A 16,898-nucleotide genomic window follows, 5' to 3' on the forward strand; every position below is an offset into this window, starting at 1 on the left:
TTTACTGGTCATTTAGCCATTTACTGCCTTCTCGACCTGATGTGTACTGGACTCTTGTGAAATGGGGACCAGACGACCGGCGGCATGGCCGAATTTCCGACACCCGAGATCTCCGTCGTCTACGAGCTCCACACCCGGGACGGGGACGGCTGGACGCTGGCGGCGGAGGCGTGCGACCCGGACAGCCTCGTGCGCATGGCGGCGGGCGTCCTGCGCGACGGGGCGAAGGGTGGCGGGCGTGTCGTCCGGTGCTGGCGGTTTCCCGAATACGACCACGCCGAGCGGACGGTGCTGCACGCCTGGCCGCGGGCGGCTGCCGGCGAGGCCGTGTCCGGCCGGGACGGCGGGGCCGAGGGTGCGGCGCCCTGCCTGTCCGTCGACGACCTCTACGCCGAGCCGGCCCGCGCCGCCATCGCGGTCCATCTCGCGCGGTTCCTGGAGCCCCGCCGCCTGACGCCGGTCGAACTGCTCCACTCCACCCGGAGCGCCGGGGAGCTGACGACCCATCACGCCATGCTCGAGGGCGCCGTCCAGCGCGCCGCCATGTCCCAGGTCGCCGGCACCGGCATGCGGGCGAATCGCCGGCAGCTCGAGCTGATGGACCTCGTCCATGCGGCGTTCGCCCGGCTGAGCGCGATAGAGCGGCAGACGCCGCTCACCGCGGTCGAGGGGCGCGGGCTGGCCGCGGTCGCGGCGGGGATCGAGGCGTCCTGCGGGGCGCAGGCGCCTTTCCACCTGATGCGCGCGCTGGCGGCCCATCTGGGCGATGCGCCGACCTGGACGGCCAAGCTCGGCCGGATCGGCGATCTGGTCGGGGACGGGCTCGCCGTGCGCCACTACCGGCTGCTCGACACGGTCGCGGCCGAGATCGTGCGGTCGCCCGCCGCCCTGCGCGAGCTGGCGGGTGCGCAGCGCGCCGAGGCGGTGCTGGCGACCCTGGTCGCGCTGCACGCCGGCCGGCCGCCCGGTCCGCCGGGCGGCGACGCGGCGGCACTGGCGCGGTTCGCGGCGATGGTCGGGGCGGGGCTCGCCCCCAGGACCCGCACGGGCCTGCGCCTGCGCCTGCTGGAGGAGCTGCATCGGCCGACCCAGCTGCGCCCCGGCGAGGACCTGTTCCAGGAGCTGGACGCCCTCGACGGCCTTGCCCGGTCGATGGCCGAGCACAGCCCGGCCCTGGCCCGCGACGAGGAGATCCGCGAGGCGATCGAGCTGCGCGCCGGCCGGGCGTTGCAGAGCGACCGCCTCGACGCCACCCTCGCGCCGGCCCGGCTCGCCGCCGACCGCCTCGACCGTTTCGCGCGCCTGATCGCGCGGACGCCGGGGGAGGCCAATCGGCGGCGCCTGCGCGCGCTGCTGGAGGGCGGGGTGCCCGCGCGCGTCCTGATGCGCGAGCTGGTGCCGGACGGCCCGTCCCGCGCCGACGGCGTGCCGGCCCTGGCTGGCGTCCTGCACCGGCTGGAGGAGGCCGGCATCGGCCCGGGGCAGGGCGGGGCGCTGGCCCGCGAGGTCGAGGACGCGCTGCTCGACGTCCTGCGCCGCGACGTCCTCGGCGTGCGCCGCCCGCTTGCCGACCGCGTCGACCACCTCGTCCGCACCTGCGCCAAAGTGCCGCTGGCGCCGGGGCGATGCCGCGACTTCGTCGCCGACGTGCTGCGCCGCGCACTCGCCGCACCCGACTTCGCGGACGCCTACCGCCAGCGTTTCGGCGAGGCCGAGGGCCGCGACGCGCTGCTCAGGCTCCAGCGGCTGCTGGTCGCGGCCGGAGCCTGCGAACCGGCGGGTGAAACGGGCGGTTGAGCGCCCGACCGGATTATAAACTTCTTTATAATTTGACTTTCCTAGGGGGCTACCTAGTATCGGCGGCGGGCCACGACCCCCCACCGGGTCGCACTATTCTGGAAGGAATAGCTTATGAAGCCGAATACGCGGCCTCGCACCCCCAATTTTTCCTCTGGTCCTTGCGCGAAGCGTCCCGGCTGGACGATCGAGGCGCTCTCCGACGCCCTCGTCGGCCGCTCCCACCGTTCGAAGGAGGGCAAGGCCAAGCTCGCCGAGGTGATCGACCTCAGCCGCTCGATCCTCGGCCTTCCCGCGACGCACCGTCTCGGCATCGTCCCCGCCTCCGACACCGGCGCGGTCGAGATGGCGCTGTGGTCGCTGCTCGGCGCCCGCCCGGTGACCATGCTGGCCTGGGAGAGCTTCGGCAAGGACTGGGTCACCGACGTCGTCAAGCAGCTCCGCCTGCAGGACGCGACGGTGCTCCAGGCGCCCTACGGCGAACTGCCCGACCTCTCCGGGGTCGATTTCTCCCATGACGTCGTCTTCACCTGGAACGGCACGACGTCGGGCGCGCGGGTGCCCGACGGCGGCTGGATACCCGACGACCGCGAAGGGCTGACCATCTGCGACGCGACCTCGGCCGCGTTCGCGATGGACCTGCCCTGGGACAAGCTCGACGTCGTCACCTGGTCCTGGCAGAAGGTGCTCGGCGGCGAGGGGCAGCACGGCATGCTCGTGCTCGGGCCGCGCGCGGTCGCCCGCCTCGAAAGCCACAAGCCCGCCTGGCCGATGCCCAAGCTGTTCCGCATGACCAAGGACGGCAAGCTGAACGAAGGCATCTTCAAGGGCGAGACGATCAACACGCCGTCCATGATCGCCGTCGAGGACGCGATCGACGGGCTGAACTGGGCCCGTTCCATCGGCGGCCTCGACGCGCTGATCGCGCGCTCGGAGGCGAACCTCGCCGCCGTGTCGGCCTGGGTCGCGCGCTCTCCCTGGGCCGGGTTCCTGGCCAAGGACCCGGCGACGCGGTCCTGCACCTCGATCTGCCTCGAGTTCGTCGATCCCGAGGTGACGCGGCTGGCGCCCGAGGCCCGGGCCGAGCTGGCGAAGAAGGTGGCCTCGATCCTGGAGAAGGAAGGGGTCGCCAAGGACATCGGCTCCTACCGCGACGCGCCGCCGGGTCTGCGCATCTGGGGCGGCGCCACCATCGACACCGCCGACGTCGAGGCGCTGCTGCCCTGGCTCGACTGGGCCTACGCCGCCGCCAAGGCCGAGATCGCGAAAGCGGCCTGACGCTTCCCATCCCCGACTTACGGTCCCGGTACCGCCGCCGCCGCTTCGGCGGCGGCTTCGGCACCGCCACGCCTGGAGGCGATACCCATGCCCAAGGTTCTCATTTCCGACAATCTGAGCCCCCGCGCCGTCGAGATCTTCAAGGAGCGCGGCGTCGAGGTCGACATCAGGACCGGCCTGAAGCCGGACGAGCTGAAGGCGATCATCGGCGAGTACGACGGCCTCGCGATCCGGTCCGCGACCAAGGTCACGAAGGACGTGCTCGAAGCCGCGCCGCGCCTGCGCGTCGTCGGGCGCGCCGGCATCGGCGTCGACAACGTCGACATTCCCGCCGCGACCCAGCGCGGCGTGGTCGTGATGAACACGCCGTTCGGCAACTCGATCACCACGGCCGAGCACGCGGTCGCGATGATGTTCGCGCTGGCGCGCGACATCCCGCAGGCCAACGCCTCGACCCACGCCGGCAAGTGGGAGAAGAACCGCTTCATGGGCGTCGAGCTGACCGGCAAGACGCTCGGCATCGTCGGTTGCGGCAACATCGGCTCGATCGTCGCCGAGCGCGCGCTCGGCCTGAGGATGAGGGTGGTGGCGTTCGACCCGTTCCTGTCGCTGGACCGGGCCGCCGATCTCGGCGTCGAGAAGGTGGACTTGGACGAGCTGCTGGCGCGCGCCGACTTCATCACGCTGCACACGCCCAAGACCGAGAGCACGAAGAACCTGCTCAACGCCGCGACGCTGGCGAAGTGCCGGCCGGGCGTGCGCATCATCAACTGCGCGCGCGGCGGGCTGATCGTCGAGGCGGACCTGAAGGCGGCGCTCGAGAGCGGGCACGTCGCCGGCGCCGCCCTCGACGTCTTCGATGTCGAGCCCGCGAAGGAGAACCCGCTGTTCGGCATGGAGCAGGTGATCTGCACGCCGCATCTCGGCGCCTCCACGACCGAGGCGCAGGAGAACGTGGCCCTGCAGGTGGCCGAGCAGATGTCGGACTTCCTGGTCATGGGCGCCGTCACCAACGCGCTGAACGCGCCCTCGGTGTCGGCCGAGGACGCGCCGAAGCTGAAGCCCTACATGAAGCTGGCCGAGCAGCTCGGCAGCTTCGCCGGCCAGATCACCGAGAGCGGCCTGACCTCGGTGGAGATCGAGTACGAGGGTGCGGTGGCGGAGCTCAACGTGAAGCCGCTGACGCAAATCGTGCTGATGGGCCTGCTGCGCCCGCTGCTCGACAGCGTCAACATGGTCAACGCCCCGGTGATCGCCCGCGAGCGCGACATCCGCATCTCCGAGACGAAGCGCGAGGGGACGGCCGACTACCAGACCGTCATCCGCCTGACCGTCGGCACCGACCAGCGCAGCCGCTCGCTGACCGGCACGCTGTTCGGCGGCGACAAGCCCCGCATCGTCGGCATCGAGGAGGTGCCGATCGAGGCCGAGCTGTCGGCGCACATGCTGTTCATCCGCAACGAGGACAAGCCCGGCTTCATCGGCAAGCTCGGCACCGCGCTGGGCGAGGCGGGCGTCAACATCGCGACCTTCCATCTCGGCCGCACGGCGCCGGGCGAGACGGCGATCGCGCTGGTCTCGGTCGACCAGAAGATCGCGGGCGGCCTGCTCGAAAGGGTCTCGACCCTGCCCAGCGTCGTGACCGCCAAGGCGCTGACGTTCTGAGCCTGCGGGTCCGCGGCGGAGGTTCGCACCGGGCAGCGCCCGGTCGCCTCCGCCGCGGTCCGGCCGCGGTCCGGCCGCGGTCCGGTGGTCCGGTGGCGGGGGGTCAGGAGGCGAAGCCGAACTGCCAGACCGCCACGGGCACCGCCAGCAGCAGGATCAGCGAAAACAGGACGAGCCCGCCGTCCCGGGTCAGCAGCCCGGCCGCGAAGAACGCGATCACGGCCGAGGCGATGGACCCCGAGGTCGGGATCACTTCCATGAACGGCATGAACAGCGTGAGCGCGAGGATCAGGCCCAGCGGCAGGTAGAGCCACGGCCGATGCAGAAGGAAGGTCAGTCGCGCCTTCAGGAATCGCTCCACGAACGCCACGGGCCGGCGCAGCCAGCCGATCCCCTTGCACAGCTTCTGCGTGGACATGCGCCGGCGGGTGATGAACCGGGGCAGCCAAATGCATTCCCGTCCGAGGATCATCTGCAGGACCAGGATGAACACGATCGCCGCGACCGTCGCCGTGATGCCGGGGATCGCGCTGGCCGGCGAGGTGGATATCAGCGCGAAGATCAGCATCAGCGCCGCGAACGACTTGCGGCCGAGCTTCTCGACCACCTCCTGCACGGTGATGCTGTCGTCGTGCGCGGCGCCCTCCAGTCGGTCCAGGACGTCGCTCAATGCGTGGTTCCGCTCTTCGGTCATGCTCGTTCTCCTGCGGTCGCCGCTCTGTCGGCCGACTACGGCACCAATCCGGGAACCCCGGTCGAGGTTCCGTGCGGCGGGGCCGGGCGCATGAGTCGCGCGCGACGGCGTGAGAACCGCCCGCTTGGTTCCGGTTCGGAAATCGGCTCCAATACGCTCGGGAAGCCGGCTGCGGAAGGGTACCCGGAGTGACGTTCGAGATCCTGGCCCTGTTTCTGGGCTACGCGGTGCCGATGGTGATCAGCCCGGGCCCGGGCAACACGATCCTGGCCGCCTCGGGAGGCCGGTTCGGCGTTCACGGGTCGGTGCCGTTCTGGGCCGGGTTCGAGACCGGCAACCTGGTCCTCTGCCTCGTCTACGGTTTCGGCCTCGGCGAGGTGTTCGAGCAGAACCCGCAGGTCTACGCGGTCCTGAAATGGGCCGGCATCGCCTATGTCCTGTACCTCGCCTGGAGCTTCTTCAAGGCGGGGCCGGTCTCCGCCGGGGACGACGTGCAGCCCCTGGGCTTCGCCGACGGCTTCGCCTCGGTCTGCTTCAACCCGAAGATCCATTCGACGATCCTCGTGATGTTCTCCCAGTTCCTGAACCCGGACGCTGCCGTCCCGGCGCAGGTCGCCCGGATCACTGCCGTGTTCCTGCTCGTCTGCCTGCTGTGCCATTGGGTGTGGATCTATGGCGGGCAGGTCGTCTTCCGCCGTTTCACCGGCGCCGCGGCGCTGCGGGTCCAGGCCTATGTCTTCGGCGGCTGCATGGTCCTGGTCGCCGCCTACATGGCCCTCGTCTGAGGCGTCGGCCGTCCCGTGCCCGCCCGGGAAACTCGACCTGCCATGCCCCTGCCCATGTCCCCGCCCATGTCCCCGCGCGAGACGACCTCCCGGATCCGCGGCAGCCAGTCGTCCTCGACCGGCAGGCCGAAGGTCCCGGCCAGGCAATCCGCGACCTGCCCGGCCGTCAGGAGCCGGCGATCCACGACCCCGTCCGCCCCGCGTATGGTCAGGCGGTTGCCCAGCAGCGCGAGCCGCGCCTCGGGCGTCGTCCGCGCGACCAGCAGCTCGTTGCGGAACAGGGAGCGGGGATGCGTGGAGGTGAGCCAGTTCGGCGCCTCGTAATCCACGTCGAGCTGCGGTTCCGCGTAGAGCCGGTAGACCGGTGCCCATTCGCCGCCGATATGCGCCTCCAGCAGCAGCCCGCCGCCGTCGGGCGTCAGGCGGAAGGCCCCGTGCCGGGTCTGCTGCGGCTCCCGGTCGCGCAGGCGCAGCGGCGAGGTCGGGACGCAGCTGCCGAAGCCGACGTCCACCAGCCACGCCTCGCCCGCGAGCGCGACCCGCAGCGCCATGTGCGTGCGCGGGCCGGGCGGCGCATGGGGCGGCATCATCCAGCGCACGCGCGCGGCCAGGCCCTCGACCTCGAAGCCGAGCGCGCGCAGGACCCGCTTGAACAGCCCGTTCTGCTCGAAGCAGTAGCCGCCGCGGCGCCGGCCGATCAGCTTCGCCTCGAGCGCCGCCGGGGCCAGGTCGACCCCGCGGCCGAGCAGGACGTCGATCGCCTCGAAAGGGATGGCGGCGGCGTGACGCTCCAGCAGGGCGCCCAGGGTCGCGAGCGTCGGCGCCCGCGATCCGTCATGGCCGATGCGCGCGCAGTAGGCGTCGAGATCGACGGGGGGATGGCTCGCCATGCCCTTCACCGTCCCGTGCCGTAGACGGCGTCCCGGACATCGGTCGCGAACGCGCCGGCCATGCCCTCGAACGTCGTGTTCGTGAGGGCGACGACGGTGAGGCCGAGGACGGGGTCCACGAACCAGCTGTGGCCGTAGGCGCCGCTCCATTGCATCGTTCCCGGCGACTGCGGCGTGGCGGCCGCGGCGGGGTCGGCGAGCACGGCGCCGCCATAGCCGAAGCCCCAGCCCGGCCCCAGCGTCCGGGCTTCCGGCCCGACCTGCAGGGAGGTCATCCGCCGCACCGTCTCGCGCTCCAGGAAGTCGCCGCGGGCGTGCAGGACGTCCAGCAGCTTCAGCACGTCGCCCGCCGTGCCGGCCATCCCGGCCCCGCCCGAGGGATAGGCGCGCGGGTCGAACAGGCGCCGGGGCGCGAAGGTGACCGCGGCCCCGTTGAAGGCGACGACCTGCTCCTCGCCCATGCGGACGGGCTCGGGCGTCCCGTCGCCGTAATGGGCTACCAGCCGGGCGGGGTCGGCCACCGCGAAATCGGTGTCGGCCATGGCCAGGGGATTGCCGACCAGCCGGCGCACCGCTTCGGGAAGAGGCACGCCGGCGGCCTCGGCGATCACGGCGCCCAGGACGTCGATCGACAGGGAATACCCCCACGCGGTCCCGGGCGGGTAGAGCAGGGGGGCGGCGGCGAGGCGGCGCAGGTTCTCGCCCAGGCTGGGACCGGGACGGTCCAGCCCGCTCGAGACGCCGAGCCGGCGGTACGGGCTGTCCTCGGGCTCCATGAAGTCGTAGGACAGGCCGGCCGTATGGGTCAGCAGGTGGTGCGGCGTGATGGTCGGGGCGGTGCCGGCCGTGGTCCGGGGCCGGAAGTCGGGCAGCCACCTCGTCACGGGCTCGTCGAGCCGGAGGAGGCCCCGTTCGACCAGCCGCATCGCCGCGGCGGTCACGATGGGCTTCGCGACCGAGGCCAGCAGGAAGATGGCGTCCTCGGTCATCGGCCGGCCGGCCTCGCGGTCGGCGAGACCGGCGGCTCGGCGATGGACGACGTCGCCGTCGCGGGCGACCAGCACGACCGTGCCGACGATGCGCTTCTCGGCGAGCGCCCGGTCGATGGCGGCGTCCAGCCTCGCGGCGGCGGCAGGGGCGGGGATGGGATCGTACATGGAAGGGGCCCTTTCGGCTCGGTGCGTTCGCAGCGAGAATTCGGCCGCCGCACGCCCGGGCGCAATCTGTCGGCCCCGTATGCGGGGTATACGTTTTGGTATGAACGGCCTTCAGCCGGGGTTCAGCGCCCCGGCGCGCGCCTTCAGTTCGGCGGCCGCGAAGTCGATGAAGGCACGGATGCGGGGCGTTGCGCGCAGGTCGGCATGCACGCCCAGCCTGACGGCCCGCACCGGGCCCGGCAACGGTGCCGGGACGTGCACCAGGCGCGGCCGGGCGTCGCCCATGACCCGCGGAAGGACGGCCAGCGCGTGCCCCGCCTCGGCAGCGGCCAGATGCGCCGACAGGCCGTTGGCCCGCAGCACGGTCCGCGCGGCGGGGGCGAGCGCCCTCAGCCAGTCCACGAACACGACGCGCCCGGCCCCCTCGTGCAGGGCGGCGACGGCGTGGCCGGCACAGCCGGCGTCGAAATCGGGCGGCCCGTGGGCCTCCAGGTAGCCGGGCGACGCATAGAGCCCGTAGGCCACGTCCGCGACCTTGCGCTCCACCTGGTCCTCCTGCCCCGAAGAGCCGAAGCGGAACGCGACGTCGGCCTCGCGGCGCGACAGGTTGAACAGCCGCCAGTCGTTCAGCAGCTCGACCGTGACCGAGGGATGCCGGGCGCCGAAGCCGGCGGCGACCGGCGCCACGACCCAGTCGCCCAGCCAGTCGAGGCTGGTGACCGTGATCGCGCCCTGCAGGCCGGTGTCGCGCGCCGCGATCCGCCGCTCGACCGTCAGCGCGCCGTCCTCCATGCGCTCCAGGCTCTCGACCAGGCCGACGCATAGCGGCGTTGGCGTCAGGCCGCCCGCCTGCCGGTCGAACAGCCTGACGCCGCTCCGCCGCTCCAGGGCCTGCAAACGGCGGCTCACCGTCGGCTGGGTCGAGCGCAGCGCCCGGGCGGCGGCGCTGACCGAGCCGTGGCGCGCGATCGCGAGCGCGATCCTCATGTCGTCCCAATCCATCCCGGATGCGCTCCACGGCTGCCCGGCCATACGGTTTTGCATGTATGGCAGTGGATCGCTGCGGGGGTCAACGTCCGGCGTCGCGGCCTATTTCCGTTGCCCTGCCCGGGCTATTCGTTTAACACACCGCCCCGTATGTCCACCGAGCCGAGGCCGCAGCCGGCCATGACCGAAACGACCGACCGGGGCCTGCTGCCCGCCGGACTGCCCGACCTGCTTCCGCCCGACGCCGCCCATGAGGCGGGCATCGTCGAGCGGCTGGTGGCGGCGTTCGCGCGCCACGGCTACGAGCGGGTCAAGCCGCCGCTGATCGAGTTCGAGACGAGCCTGCTGTCCGGCTCGGGCAAGGGCATGGCGACGCAGAGCTTCCGCCTGATGGACCCGGTCTCGCAGAGCATGCTGGCGCTGCGGCCGGACATCACGCTCCAGGTCGCGCGCATCGCGACGACGCGGCTGCGCAACGAGGCGCGTCCCCTGCGGCTCAGCTATGCCGGCCAAGTGCTGCGGGTGAAGGGCACCCAGCTCCGCCCCGAGCGCCAGTTCGGCCAGGTCGGCGTCGAGCTGATCGGCGCCTTCCAGCCCGCCGCGGACGCCGAGGTCGTGCTGCTCGCCGCCGATGCGCTGCGTGCGGTCGGCGTCGCCGGCCTCTCCGTCGACCTCACCGTGCCGACCCTGGTCCCCTCGCTGTGCCGGGCGATGGCGCTCGACGAGGAGGAGACGCGCTACCTGCGCGCGGCCCTCGACCGCAAGGACGCGTCCGCCGTCGCCGCCGTCGGCAGCCCGGCCGCCGAGCTGGCGCTGGCGCTGATGGCCGCCAGCGGCCCGGCCGACCGCGCGCTGGAGCGGCTTTCGAAGATCGCGCTGCCGGAAGCGGCGAAGGCCGACCACGTCCGCCTGGAGACGGTGATCGGGCTGCTGCGCACGGCCGACCCGGAACTGAAGCTGACCGTCGACCCGGTCGAGCACCGCGGCTTCGAGTACCAGACCGGCGTCAGCTTCACCCTGTTCGCCCGCGGCGTGCGCGGCGAGCTCGGCCGCGGCGGCCGCTACCGGGCCGGCGCTTTGGGGGGGCTTGCCGGCGGGCCGCCCCAGGGCGAGCCGTCGACCGGCTTCACCCTCTATCTCGACACGGTCCTGCGCGCGGTCCCCGGCCCCCGGCCGTCGGCGCGCGTCTTCCTGCCCTTCGGCACCCCGGCCGCGGACGGGCACCGCCTGCGCGCGGAGGGCTGGGTCACCGTCGCCGGGCTGGAACCGGCGGCCGATGCCGCCGCCGAGGCGCGGCGGCTGTCCTGCACCCATCTGCTGGACGGCGGGCGGGTCGCGGAGCTTCAATGAGACGAGACCCGCCGGGCGCGTCCCGGCGGTATCCTTACGGAGAGTGATCGATGGCGAACGTCGCGGTGGTCGGCGCCCAATGGGGCGACGAGGGCAAGGGCAAGATCGTCGACTGGCTGTCCAGCCGGGCCGACGTGGTCGTGCGCTTCCAGGGCGGCCACAACGCCGGCCATACGCTGGTGATCGGCGACGTCGTCTACAAGCTGAGCCTGCTGCCCTCGGGCGTCGTGCGCCCGGGCAAGCTGAGCGTGATCGGCAACGGCGTCGTCGTCGACCCGTGGGCGCTGCTGGGCGAGATCGACCAGATCCGCGCCAAGGGCGTCGAGGTGACGCCCGAGAGCCTGCTCGTCGCCGAGAACGCCGCCCTGATCCTGCCCGTGCACCAAGCCGTGGACAAGGCGCGCGAGGAGGCGCGCGGCGCCCAGCGCATCGGCACGACCGGCCGCGGCATCGGCCCGGCCTACGAGGACAAGGCCGCGCGCCGGGCGATCCGGCTGTGCGACCTCGCCGACCCGGACGTGCTGGAGGACAAGGTCCGCCAGCTCCTCCACCACCACAACGCCCTGCTGCGCGGCTACGGCGCGCCGGAGATCGACGCCGGCGACCTGCTGGCGCGCCTGGCCGAGGTGGCGCCCCGCATCCTTCCCTATTCGGCGGTCGTGTGGGAGCGGCTGGACCAGCTCCGCCGCGCCGGCAAGCGCATCCTGTTCGAGGGCGCGCAGGGCGCGATGCTCGACGTCGACCACGGCACCTATCCCTACGTGACCTCGTCGAACACCATGGCCGGCAGCGCCGCGGCGGGCAGCGGCACCGGTCCCGGCGCCGTCGGCTACGTGCTCGGCATCACCAAGGCCTACACGACCCGCGTCGGCTCGGGCCCGTTCCCGACCGAGCAGGCGAACGAGATCGGCGAGCTGATCGGCGAGCGCGGCCGCGAGTTCGGGACCGTGACCGGCCGCAAGCGGCGCTGCGGCTGGTTCGACGCGGTCATGGTCCGCCAGGCGATCAAGGTCGGCGGCATCCACGGCATCGCGCTGACCAAGCTCGACGTGCTCGACGGCCTGCCGGAGCTGCAGGTGTGCACCGGCTACCGCCTGGACGGCGAGGTGCTGCACCACCTGCCGGCCGGCCAGTCCGCCCAGGCCCGGGTCGAGCCGGTCTACGAGGCCTTCGAGGGCTGGAGCGAGAGCACGCGCGGTGCTCGCAGCTGGGCCGAGCTGCCGGCGACCGCGATCAAGTACATCCGCCGCATCGAGGAGCTGATCGAGGCTCCGGTGACGCTGCTCTCCACCAGCCCCGAGCGCGACGACACGATCCTGATGCACGACCCGTTCGCGGACTAGGACGCGGGGCCCGGGCCGTCCGGCCGGAACACGGCGGATCGCCAAAGGTCACGAACTGCCCGCTAACACCTCCGGACGGATGACCTGCGCCCGCGGGCCTCGCCGTCTGCACCCTTGAAGCGGCGTTTGCCTCGGTGCCTCCTTCCGGAGTGGCTGGAAGGGGGCTCCATGTCCGATCTCCGCGAGACGAGCTTCGCGCAGGCGCTGGCCCGTGCGCGCGGGTCCTTCGTCGCGGCCGGCGGGTTCAGCCTCGCGGTCAACCTGCTGATGCTGACGTCGGCGCTGTACATGATGCAGGTGTTCGACCGGGTGCTGTCGTCCGGCCGGGTCGAGACGCTGGTGTACCTGACCCTGCTCGCCGCCGGCGCGCTGCTGCTGCTCGCCGTCCTCGACGTGGTGCGCGGCCGCGTCCTGGTGCGCGTCGCCGCCTGGACCGAGCGGGTGGTGGCGCCGGGCGCGCTGGCGCGGTCGGTCGACGCGGCGCTGCGGCGCGGCGACGAGCGGGCCGATGCGCTGCGCGACCTCGCGGTGCTGCGCGGCTTCCTCGGCGGGCCGGGCATGCTGGCCCTGTTCGACCTGCCCTGGGTGCCCGTATACCTCGCCGTCGCCTATCTGCTGCACCCCGTTCTCGGCCATGTCGCGCTGGCCGGGGCGGCCGTGCTGTTCGCGCTCGCCGTCGCCAACGACCGCCTGACCCATGTCCCGCTCCGCCAGGCCGAGGCCGCCGCCCGGCGCGCGCTGCGCACCGCCGAGGCCGGCTACCGCAACGCCGAGGTCGTTGACGCGCTCGGCCTCGTGCCCGGGCTGGCCCGGCGCTGGGGGCGGGACCATGCGCAGGCGGTCATGTTGCAGACGCGCGCCGCCGACCGCGCGGGCCTCGTGCTGGGCATGGCCAAGTTCTCGCGGCTGTTCGTCCAGGTCGCGATCCTCGGCGTCGGCGCCTGGCTGGTGCTCGGCCAGGAGCTGACCGCGGGGGCGATGGTCGCGGGCTCGATCCTGCTCGGCCGCGCGCTCGCCCCGGCCGAACAGGCGATCTCGATCTGGCGCCAGGCCGTGGCCGCCCGCGAGGCGAAGCGCCGGCTGCGGGCCTTCTTCGACCGGCCGGAACGACGGCCCGCCGGCATGGCCCTGCCGACGCCGGAAGGCCGGTTCGCGGTTGAGGACATTACCTTCACCTTCGCGCCCGGCGGCCGGCCGGTGCTCGACGGCGTGTCCTTCTCGCTCGCGCCCGGCGAGACGCTTGGCATCGTCGGGCCGTCGGCGGCCGGCAAGTCGACGCTCGCCCGCCTGCTGGTCGGGGTCGAGGCGCCGGCGCGCGGCGCGGTCCGCCTGGACGGCGCCGACCTGTTCGCCTGGCCGCGCGCCGACCTGGCGCGCCATCTCGGCTATCTGCCCCAGGACGTCGAGCTGTTCGCCGGGACGGTCGCCGAGAACGTCGCCCGCCTCGGCCCGGTCGACCCGGAGGCGGTGGTCGCGGCGGCGCGGCTCGCCAACTGCCACGAGATGGTCCTGCGGCTCGAGAACGGCTACGCGACCGAGCTGGGCGAGAACGGCGCGAAGCTCTCGGGCGGGCAGCGCCAGCGCATCGCGCTCGCCCGCGCCCTCTACGGCGCCCCTCGGCTGGTGGTGCTCGACGAGCCGAACGCCAGCCTCGACGGCGAAGGTGAGGTCGCGCTCAACCGGGCGATCCGCACGCTGCGCGAACGCGGGACCACCGTCGTCGTGATCGGCCACCGGCCGAGCACGCTGGCGGCGGTCGACAAGGTGCTGGTCCTGGCCGAAGGCCGGGTCGAGCGGTTCGGGCCGCGCCAGGAGGTGCTGGAGGCGCTGACCCGCCGCAGCCTCCGCCCGGTCCCGGCGCGGCCGGCCGGCGAGGGTGCGCGATGACCGGCGGGCTCCCCGACCGCCCGCCGGTGCGCGGCACGGTGCTGGCCGGGGTCGCGGCGCTGGCCCTCGGCTTCGGCGGTTTCGGCGCCTGGGCCGCGCGCGCGCCGCTGGCCGGCGCGGCGATCGCGCCGGGCGTGGTCGCGGTCGACACCAGCCGCAAGACGATCCAGCACCTCGAAGGCGGCATCATCGCCGAGCTGCCGGTGCGCGAGGGCGACCGGGTCGAGGCCGGGCAGGTGCTGGTCCGCCTCGACGACCTGGAGGCCCGCGCGCTCCACGGCCTGCTCCAGGGCGAGTATTTCGCGCTGCGTGCCCAAGAGGCCCGCCTGGAGGCGGAGCGCGACGGGCGCGCGGAGCTGTTCTTCCCGGCCGGGCTGGACCGCGCCCCGGCCGAGATTCTGGCCGGCCAGCGCCGGATCTTCGAGAGCGGCCGCGAGGCGCTGGCCGGGCGCATCGACGTGCTCGGCCGGCGCATCGCCCAGCTCGAGGCCCAGATCGCGGCCCTCGACGCCCAGCTCGCCGCCGGCCGCGACCAGCTGGCGCTCGTCGCGGAGGAGGTGGCCGGCGTGCGCGCCATGGTCGAGAAGGGGCTGGAGCGCAAGCCGCGCCTGCTGGCCCTCGAGCGCCAGGCCGCGTCGCTGGCCGGCCAGCAGGGCAACTACGCCAACCGCATCGCCCAGGCGCGCGAGGCGATCGCCGAGGCCGAGATGGAGATCCTCAACGCCCGGCGCAGCCAGGTTGAGAAGGCCGCGCTGGAGCTGCGCGAGGCCGGGGTGCGGCGTGCGGAGGTGGAGGAGCGGCTGGCCACCGCGACGGTGGCGCTCGGCCGGCGGGAGGTCGTGGCCCCGCAGTCCGGGATCGTGCTGAACCTGCGCTACCACACGCTCGGCGGCGTCGTGCCGCCCGGCGGCGAGATTCTCGACCTCGTTCCCGAGGGCGACCCGCTGGTCGTCGAGGCGCGCATCGCCCCGACCGACATCGACATCGTCCATCCCGGGCTGCCGGCGCGCATCGCGCTTTCGGCCTACAAGAGCCGGACGACGCCCCATCTCGACGGCCGGGTGCTGCGCGTGTCGGCCGACGCGCTCGCCGACGAGCGCACGGGCCAGCCCTTCTTCCGTGCCGAGATCGAGGTCGACGCCCGCCAGGTGGCAATGCTCGACGCGGTCCGGCTGAGGCCGGGCATGCCCGTCGAGGCCTTCATCGAGACCGGCGAGCGGACGCTTCTGGACTATCTGGTCCAGCCGCTCGCCGACAGCTTCCGGCGGGCGTTCCGCGAGCAGTGACGCCGCCACGCGGCCGGGAGCGAATTTTAAACACACTCAAGTATTCAGATGAAATGCTTCTCTTCCCTGGCAACAGTGAAGTGAATGTTCGAATATTTCCAAGTCGAAACATAAAAATGGGTATGCACGCATCTTATGAGATGGGACGGCATCTTATTGACCGGTAGAGCGTGCGTTTGAGGTCGATCGATAATAGGGGACGGCGGCCGGAAGCCCGACTGCCAATAAAATTCGTCGGATATTCATAATCCAACAAGGAGGTGGCGCATGGCAACGATTTATGGAACCGGGAACGCCGACACCCTCAATGGTACCAACGGTCAGGATTATATGTTCGGATATGACGGGGACGACCGGATGGTCGGCTTCGGTGGTGACGATTATCTCTTCGGCAATGCCGGGCATGATGTTCTGTTCGGCTACTACGGCTCGGACTCGCTGTTCGGCGGCATCGGCGACGACATCCTGAGCGGCGACGACGGCGACGACTTCCTCGACGGCGAGGAAGGACATGACGTGGTCCTGGGAGGAGACGGAAACGACCTGCTCTTCGGTCGGGCCGGAGACGACCTGCTCGACGGCGGGTCCGGTGACGACGAACTGTACGGGCATGACGGTACGGACATGCTCTTCGGAGGGGACGGCGCCGATCATCTGAGTGGTGGGAACGACGACGACGAGCTGTACGGCGGTGAGGGTGACGACGAACTCTTCGCTGGAAGCGGCAATGACATCCTGGATGCCGGTCGCGGCGACAACCTGCTGAATGCAGGAAGCGGCGACGACCTCATACTGTTCGACGTGATCGGCAACATCGACGGCTGGGAGCGGGACCTCAGCCAGCTCGATGGAGGTGACGGCTACGATACCCTGCGTATCAACAACCAGGGATTTGCCGACAATGTCCGCTATCCCTACGACAGCGACGAACCCTTCGTTCCGACCTACACCATTTTCTGGGGAGAGGATCATCCCGAACGTGAATACGACGGCTTTCTGATACAAGTCGGGACCACGGCTGACGTTTGGGCCGACACTGGCGGGCCGAGTGTACTGTATCATGGCATTGAAAGGATCGAGGTAAACGGCGACGAGGATCATATTTTCTATTACAATGGAAGCCGTCAAAATTTGACCGTCGTCGGTGGTGACGGTGACGATGATTTCAACTCTGGGAGCGGAGATGAAATCCTCGTAGGGGGAAATGGGGATGATTACTATGGGCTGACCGCCAACCCCTCGTATTCCGGCGACAGCGACACCATACAGATTGCCAATGGAACGACGGGAAACGACCGCGTGTCCAATTTCAGCGAGCGTGATCTTCTCGAGTTCGTCGGCATGGGGCCGGGCGAGGTGGCGATGTCCATCGTCGATGCCGACACCGTATTCGACTGGGGCGAGGGAACGATCACGCTCCTGGGCTACCATGCCGGTGCGGATGACTGGCTGATTGCCTGACGCCCGTCCCGGGTCTCCGGCAGGCCGACGACGCCGGGACGCAAGTCCCTTGGGCCGGGCCTCCCCCTCTCCGGAAGGGGCTGGACCGAGGTTCCGGCTCCACGGCGCGGCTCTGCCGGGGATCCGTGCCTGCCGGCCCCGCCCGCCGCGCGTGGTGGGCGGGCGCGGGCGGTAGTTCCAGGGCTCCGAATCCAGGTTAACGCGAAGAGAAGCCGAGGATTGAAGCGAGGTATCGGCCGTCCCACCCAGCGACCTTTCTCCTGAGCTTGATGGATTTTTTGTCGGCGACGGCGCGGACGAGGTTGATGGCGAAGTGTC

General features: G+C 71.6%; 13 protein-coding genes. 9 read left to right on the forward strand and 4 right to left on the reverse strand.

The genetic code is table 11. The features are described from left to right. Window positions 1–84 precede the first annotated feature (84 nt). The 3 genes from VGO20_RS15480 to serA all read left to right on the forward strand — a co-directional run bounded on the left by VGO20_RS15480 (window position 85) and on the right by serA (window position 4,740). Window positions 85–1,797 carry a hypothetical protein gene (locus tag VGO20_RS15480; RefSeq protein ID WP_327503270.1) on the forward strand — a complete coding sequence of 571 codons (1,713 nt, stop codon included), beginning with the start codon at window positions 85–87 and terminating at the stop codon, window positions 1,795–1,797. A gap of 114 nt (window positions 1,798–1,911) precedes the next feature. Further along, entirely contained in the window at window positions 1,912–3,075 is a 1,164-nt protein-coding gene (locus VGO20_RS15485) for a phosphoserine transaminase (RefSeq protein ID WP_327503271.1), read from the forward strand. An 87-nt stretch (window positions 3,076–3,162) separates the two neighbouring features. Further along, window positions 3,163–4,740, forward strand: coding sequence for a phosphoglycerate dehydrogenase (gene serA / locus VGO20_RS15490; RefSeq protein ID WP_327503272.1), 1,578 nt, complete (start codon window positions 3,163–3,165; stop codon window positions 4,738–4,740). A 103-nt stretch (window positions 4,741–4,843) separates the two neighbouring features. Here the strand turns inward: serA and VGO20_RS15495 are convergent, their stop codons facing one another. After that, window positions 4,844–5,434, reverse strand: coding sequence for an exopolysaccharide biosynthesis protein (locus VGO20_RS15495; protein WP_327503273.1), 591 nt, complete (start codon window positions 5,432–5,434; stop codon window positions 4,844–4,846). Between the two features lie 188 nt (window positions 5,435–5,622). Here VGO20_RS15495 and VGO20_RS15500 point away from each other — a divergent pair, with 188 nt between their 5' ends. Then, window positions 5,623–6,219, forward strand: coding sequence for a LysE family translocator (locus tag VGO20_RS15500; RefSeq protein WP_327503274.1), 597 nt, complete (start codon window positions 5,623–5,625; stop codon window positions 6,217–6,219). Here the strand turns inward: VGO20_RS15500 and VGO20_RS15505 are convergent. From VGO20_RS15505 to VGO20_RS15515, 3 genes are all read right to left on the reverse strand, one after another. Continuing rightward, entirely contained in the window at window positions 6,201–7,109 is a 909-nt protein-coding gene (locus VGO20_RS15505) for an arylamine N-acetyltransferase family protein (protein ID WP_327503275.1), read from the reverse strand. The genes VGO20_RS15500 and VGO20_RS15505 overlap by 19 nt on opposite strands. A gap of 5 nt (window positions 7,110–7,114) precedes the next feature. Continuing rightward, window positions 7,115–8,266 (reverse strand): serine hydrolase domain-containing protein, encoded by a 1,152-nt coding sequence (locus VGO20_RS15510; RefSeq protein WP_327503276.1) that lies wholly within the window; start codon window positions 8,264–8,266, stop codon window positions 7,115–7,117. A gap of 111 nt (window positions 8,267–8,377) precedes the next feature. Then, entirely contained in the window at window positions 8,378–9,268 is an 891-nt protein-coding gene (locus VGO20_RS15515) for a LysR family transcriptional regulator (protein WP_327503277.1), read from the reverse strand. Window positions 9,269–9,433: 165 nt separating this feature from the next. Here VGO20_RS15515 and VGO20_RS15520 point away from each other — a divergent pair, with 165 nt between their 5' ends. The 5 genes from VGO20_RS15520 (at window position 9,434) to VGO20_RS15540 (ending at window position 16,580) form a co-directional block, all read left to right on the forward strand. Beyond that, entirely contained in the window at window positions 9,434–10,603 is a 1,170-nt protein-coding gene (locus tag VGO20_RS15520; RefSeq protein WP_327503278.1) for an ATP phosphoribosyltransferase regulatory subunit, read from the forward strand. Between the two features lie 50 nt (window positions 10,604–10,653). Further along, window positions 10,654–11,946, forward strand: a complete 1,293-nt coding sequence (locus tag VGO20_RS15525) for an adenylosuccinate synthase (protein WP_327503279.1) — start codon at window positions 10,654–10,656, stop codon at window positions 11,944–11,946. 168 nt (window positions 11,947–12,114) lie between these two features. Continuing rightward, complete coding sequence (locus tag VGO20_RS15530; protein ID WP_327503280.1) at window positions 12,115–13,833, forward strand: type I secretion system permease/ATPase; 1,719 nt, start codon at window positions 12,115–12,117, stop codon at window positions 13,831–13,833. Continuing rightward, window positions 13,830–15,119, forward strand: coding sequence for an HlyD family type I secretion periplasmic adaptor subunit (locus tag VGO20_RS15535; RefSeq protein WP_327503281.1), 1,290 nt, complete (start codon window positions 13,830–13,832; stop codon window positions 15,117–15,119). Before VGO20_RS15530 ends, VGO20_RS15535 begins: the two co-directional genes overlap by 4 nt. Before the next feature lie 267 nt (window positions 15,120–15,386). Further along, window positions 15,387–16,580, forward strand: a complete 1,194-nt coding sequence (locus VGO20_RS15540; RefSeq protein ID WP_327503282.1) for a calcium-binding protein — start codon at window positions 15,387–15,389, stop codon at window positions 16,578–16,580. Window positions 16,581–16,898: the final 318 nt, after the last annotated feature.

The organism is Arenibaculum sp., from assembly GCF_035998295.1.
Taxonomy (GTDB): domain Bacteria; phylum Pseudomonadota; class Alphaproteobacteria; order Azospirillales; family Azospirillaceae; genus DASYHS01.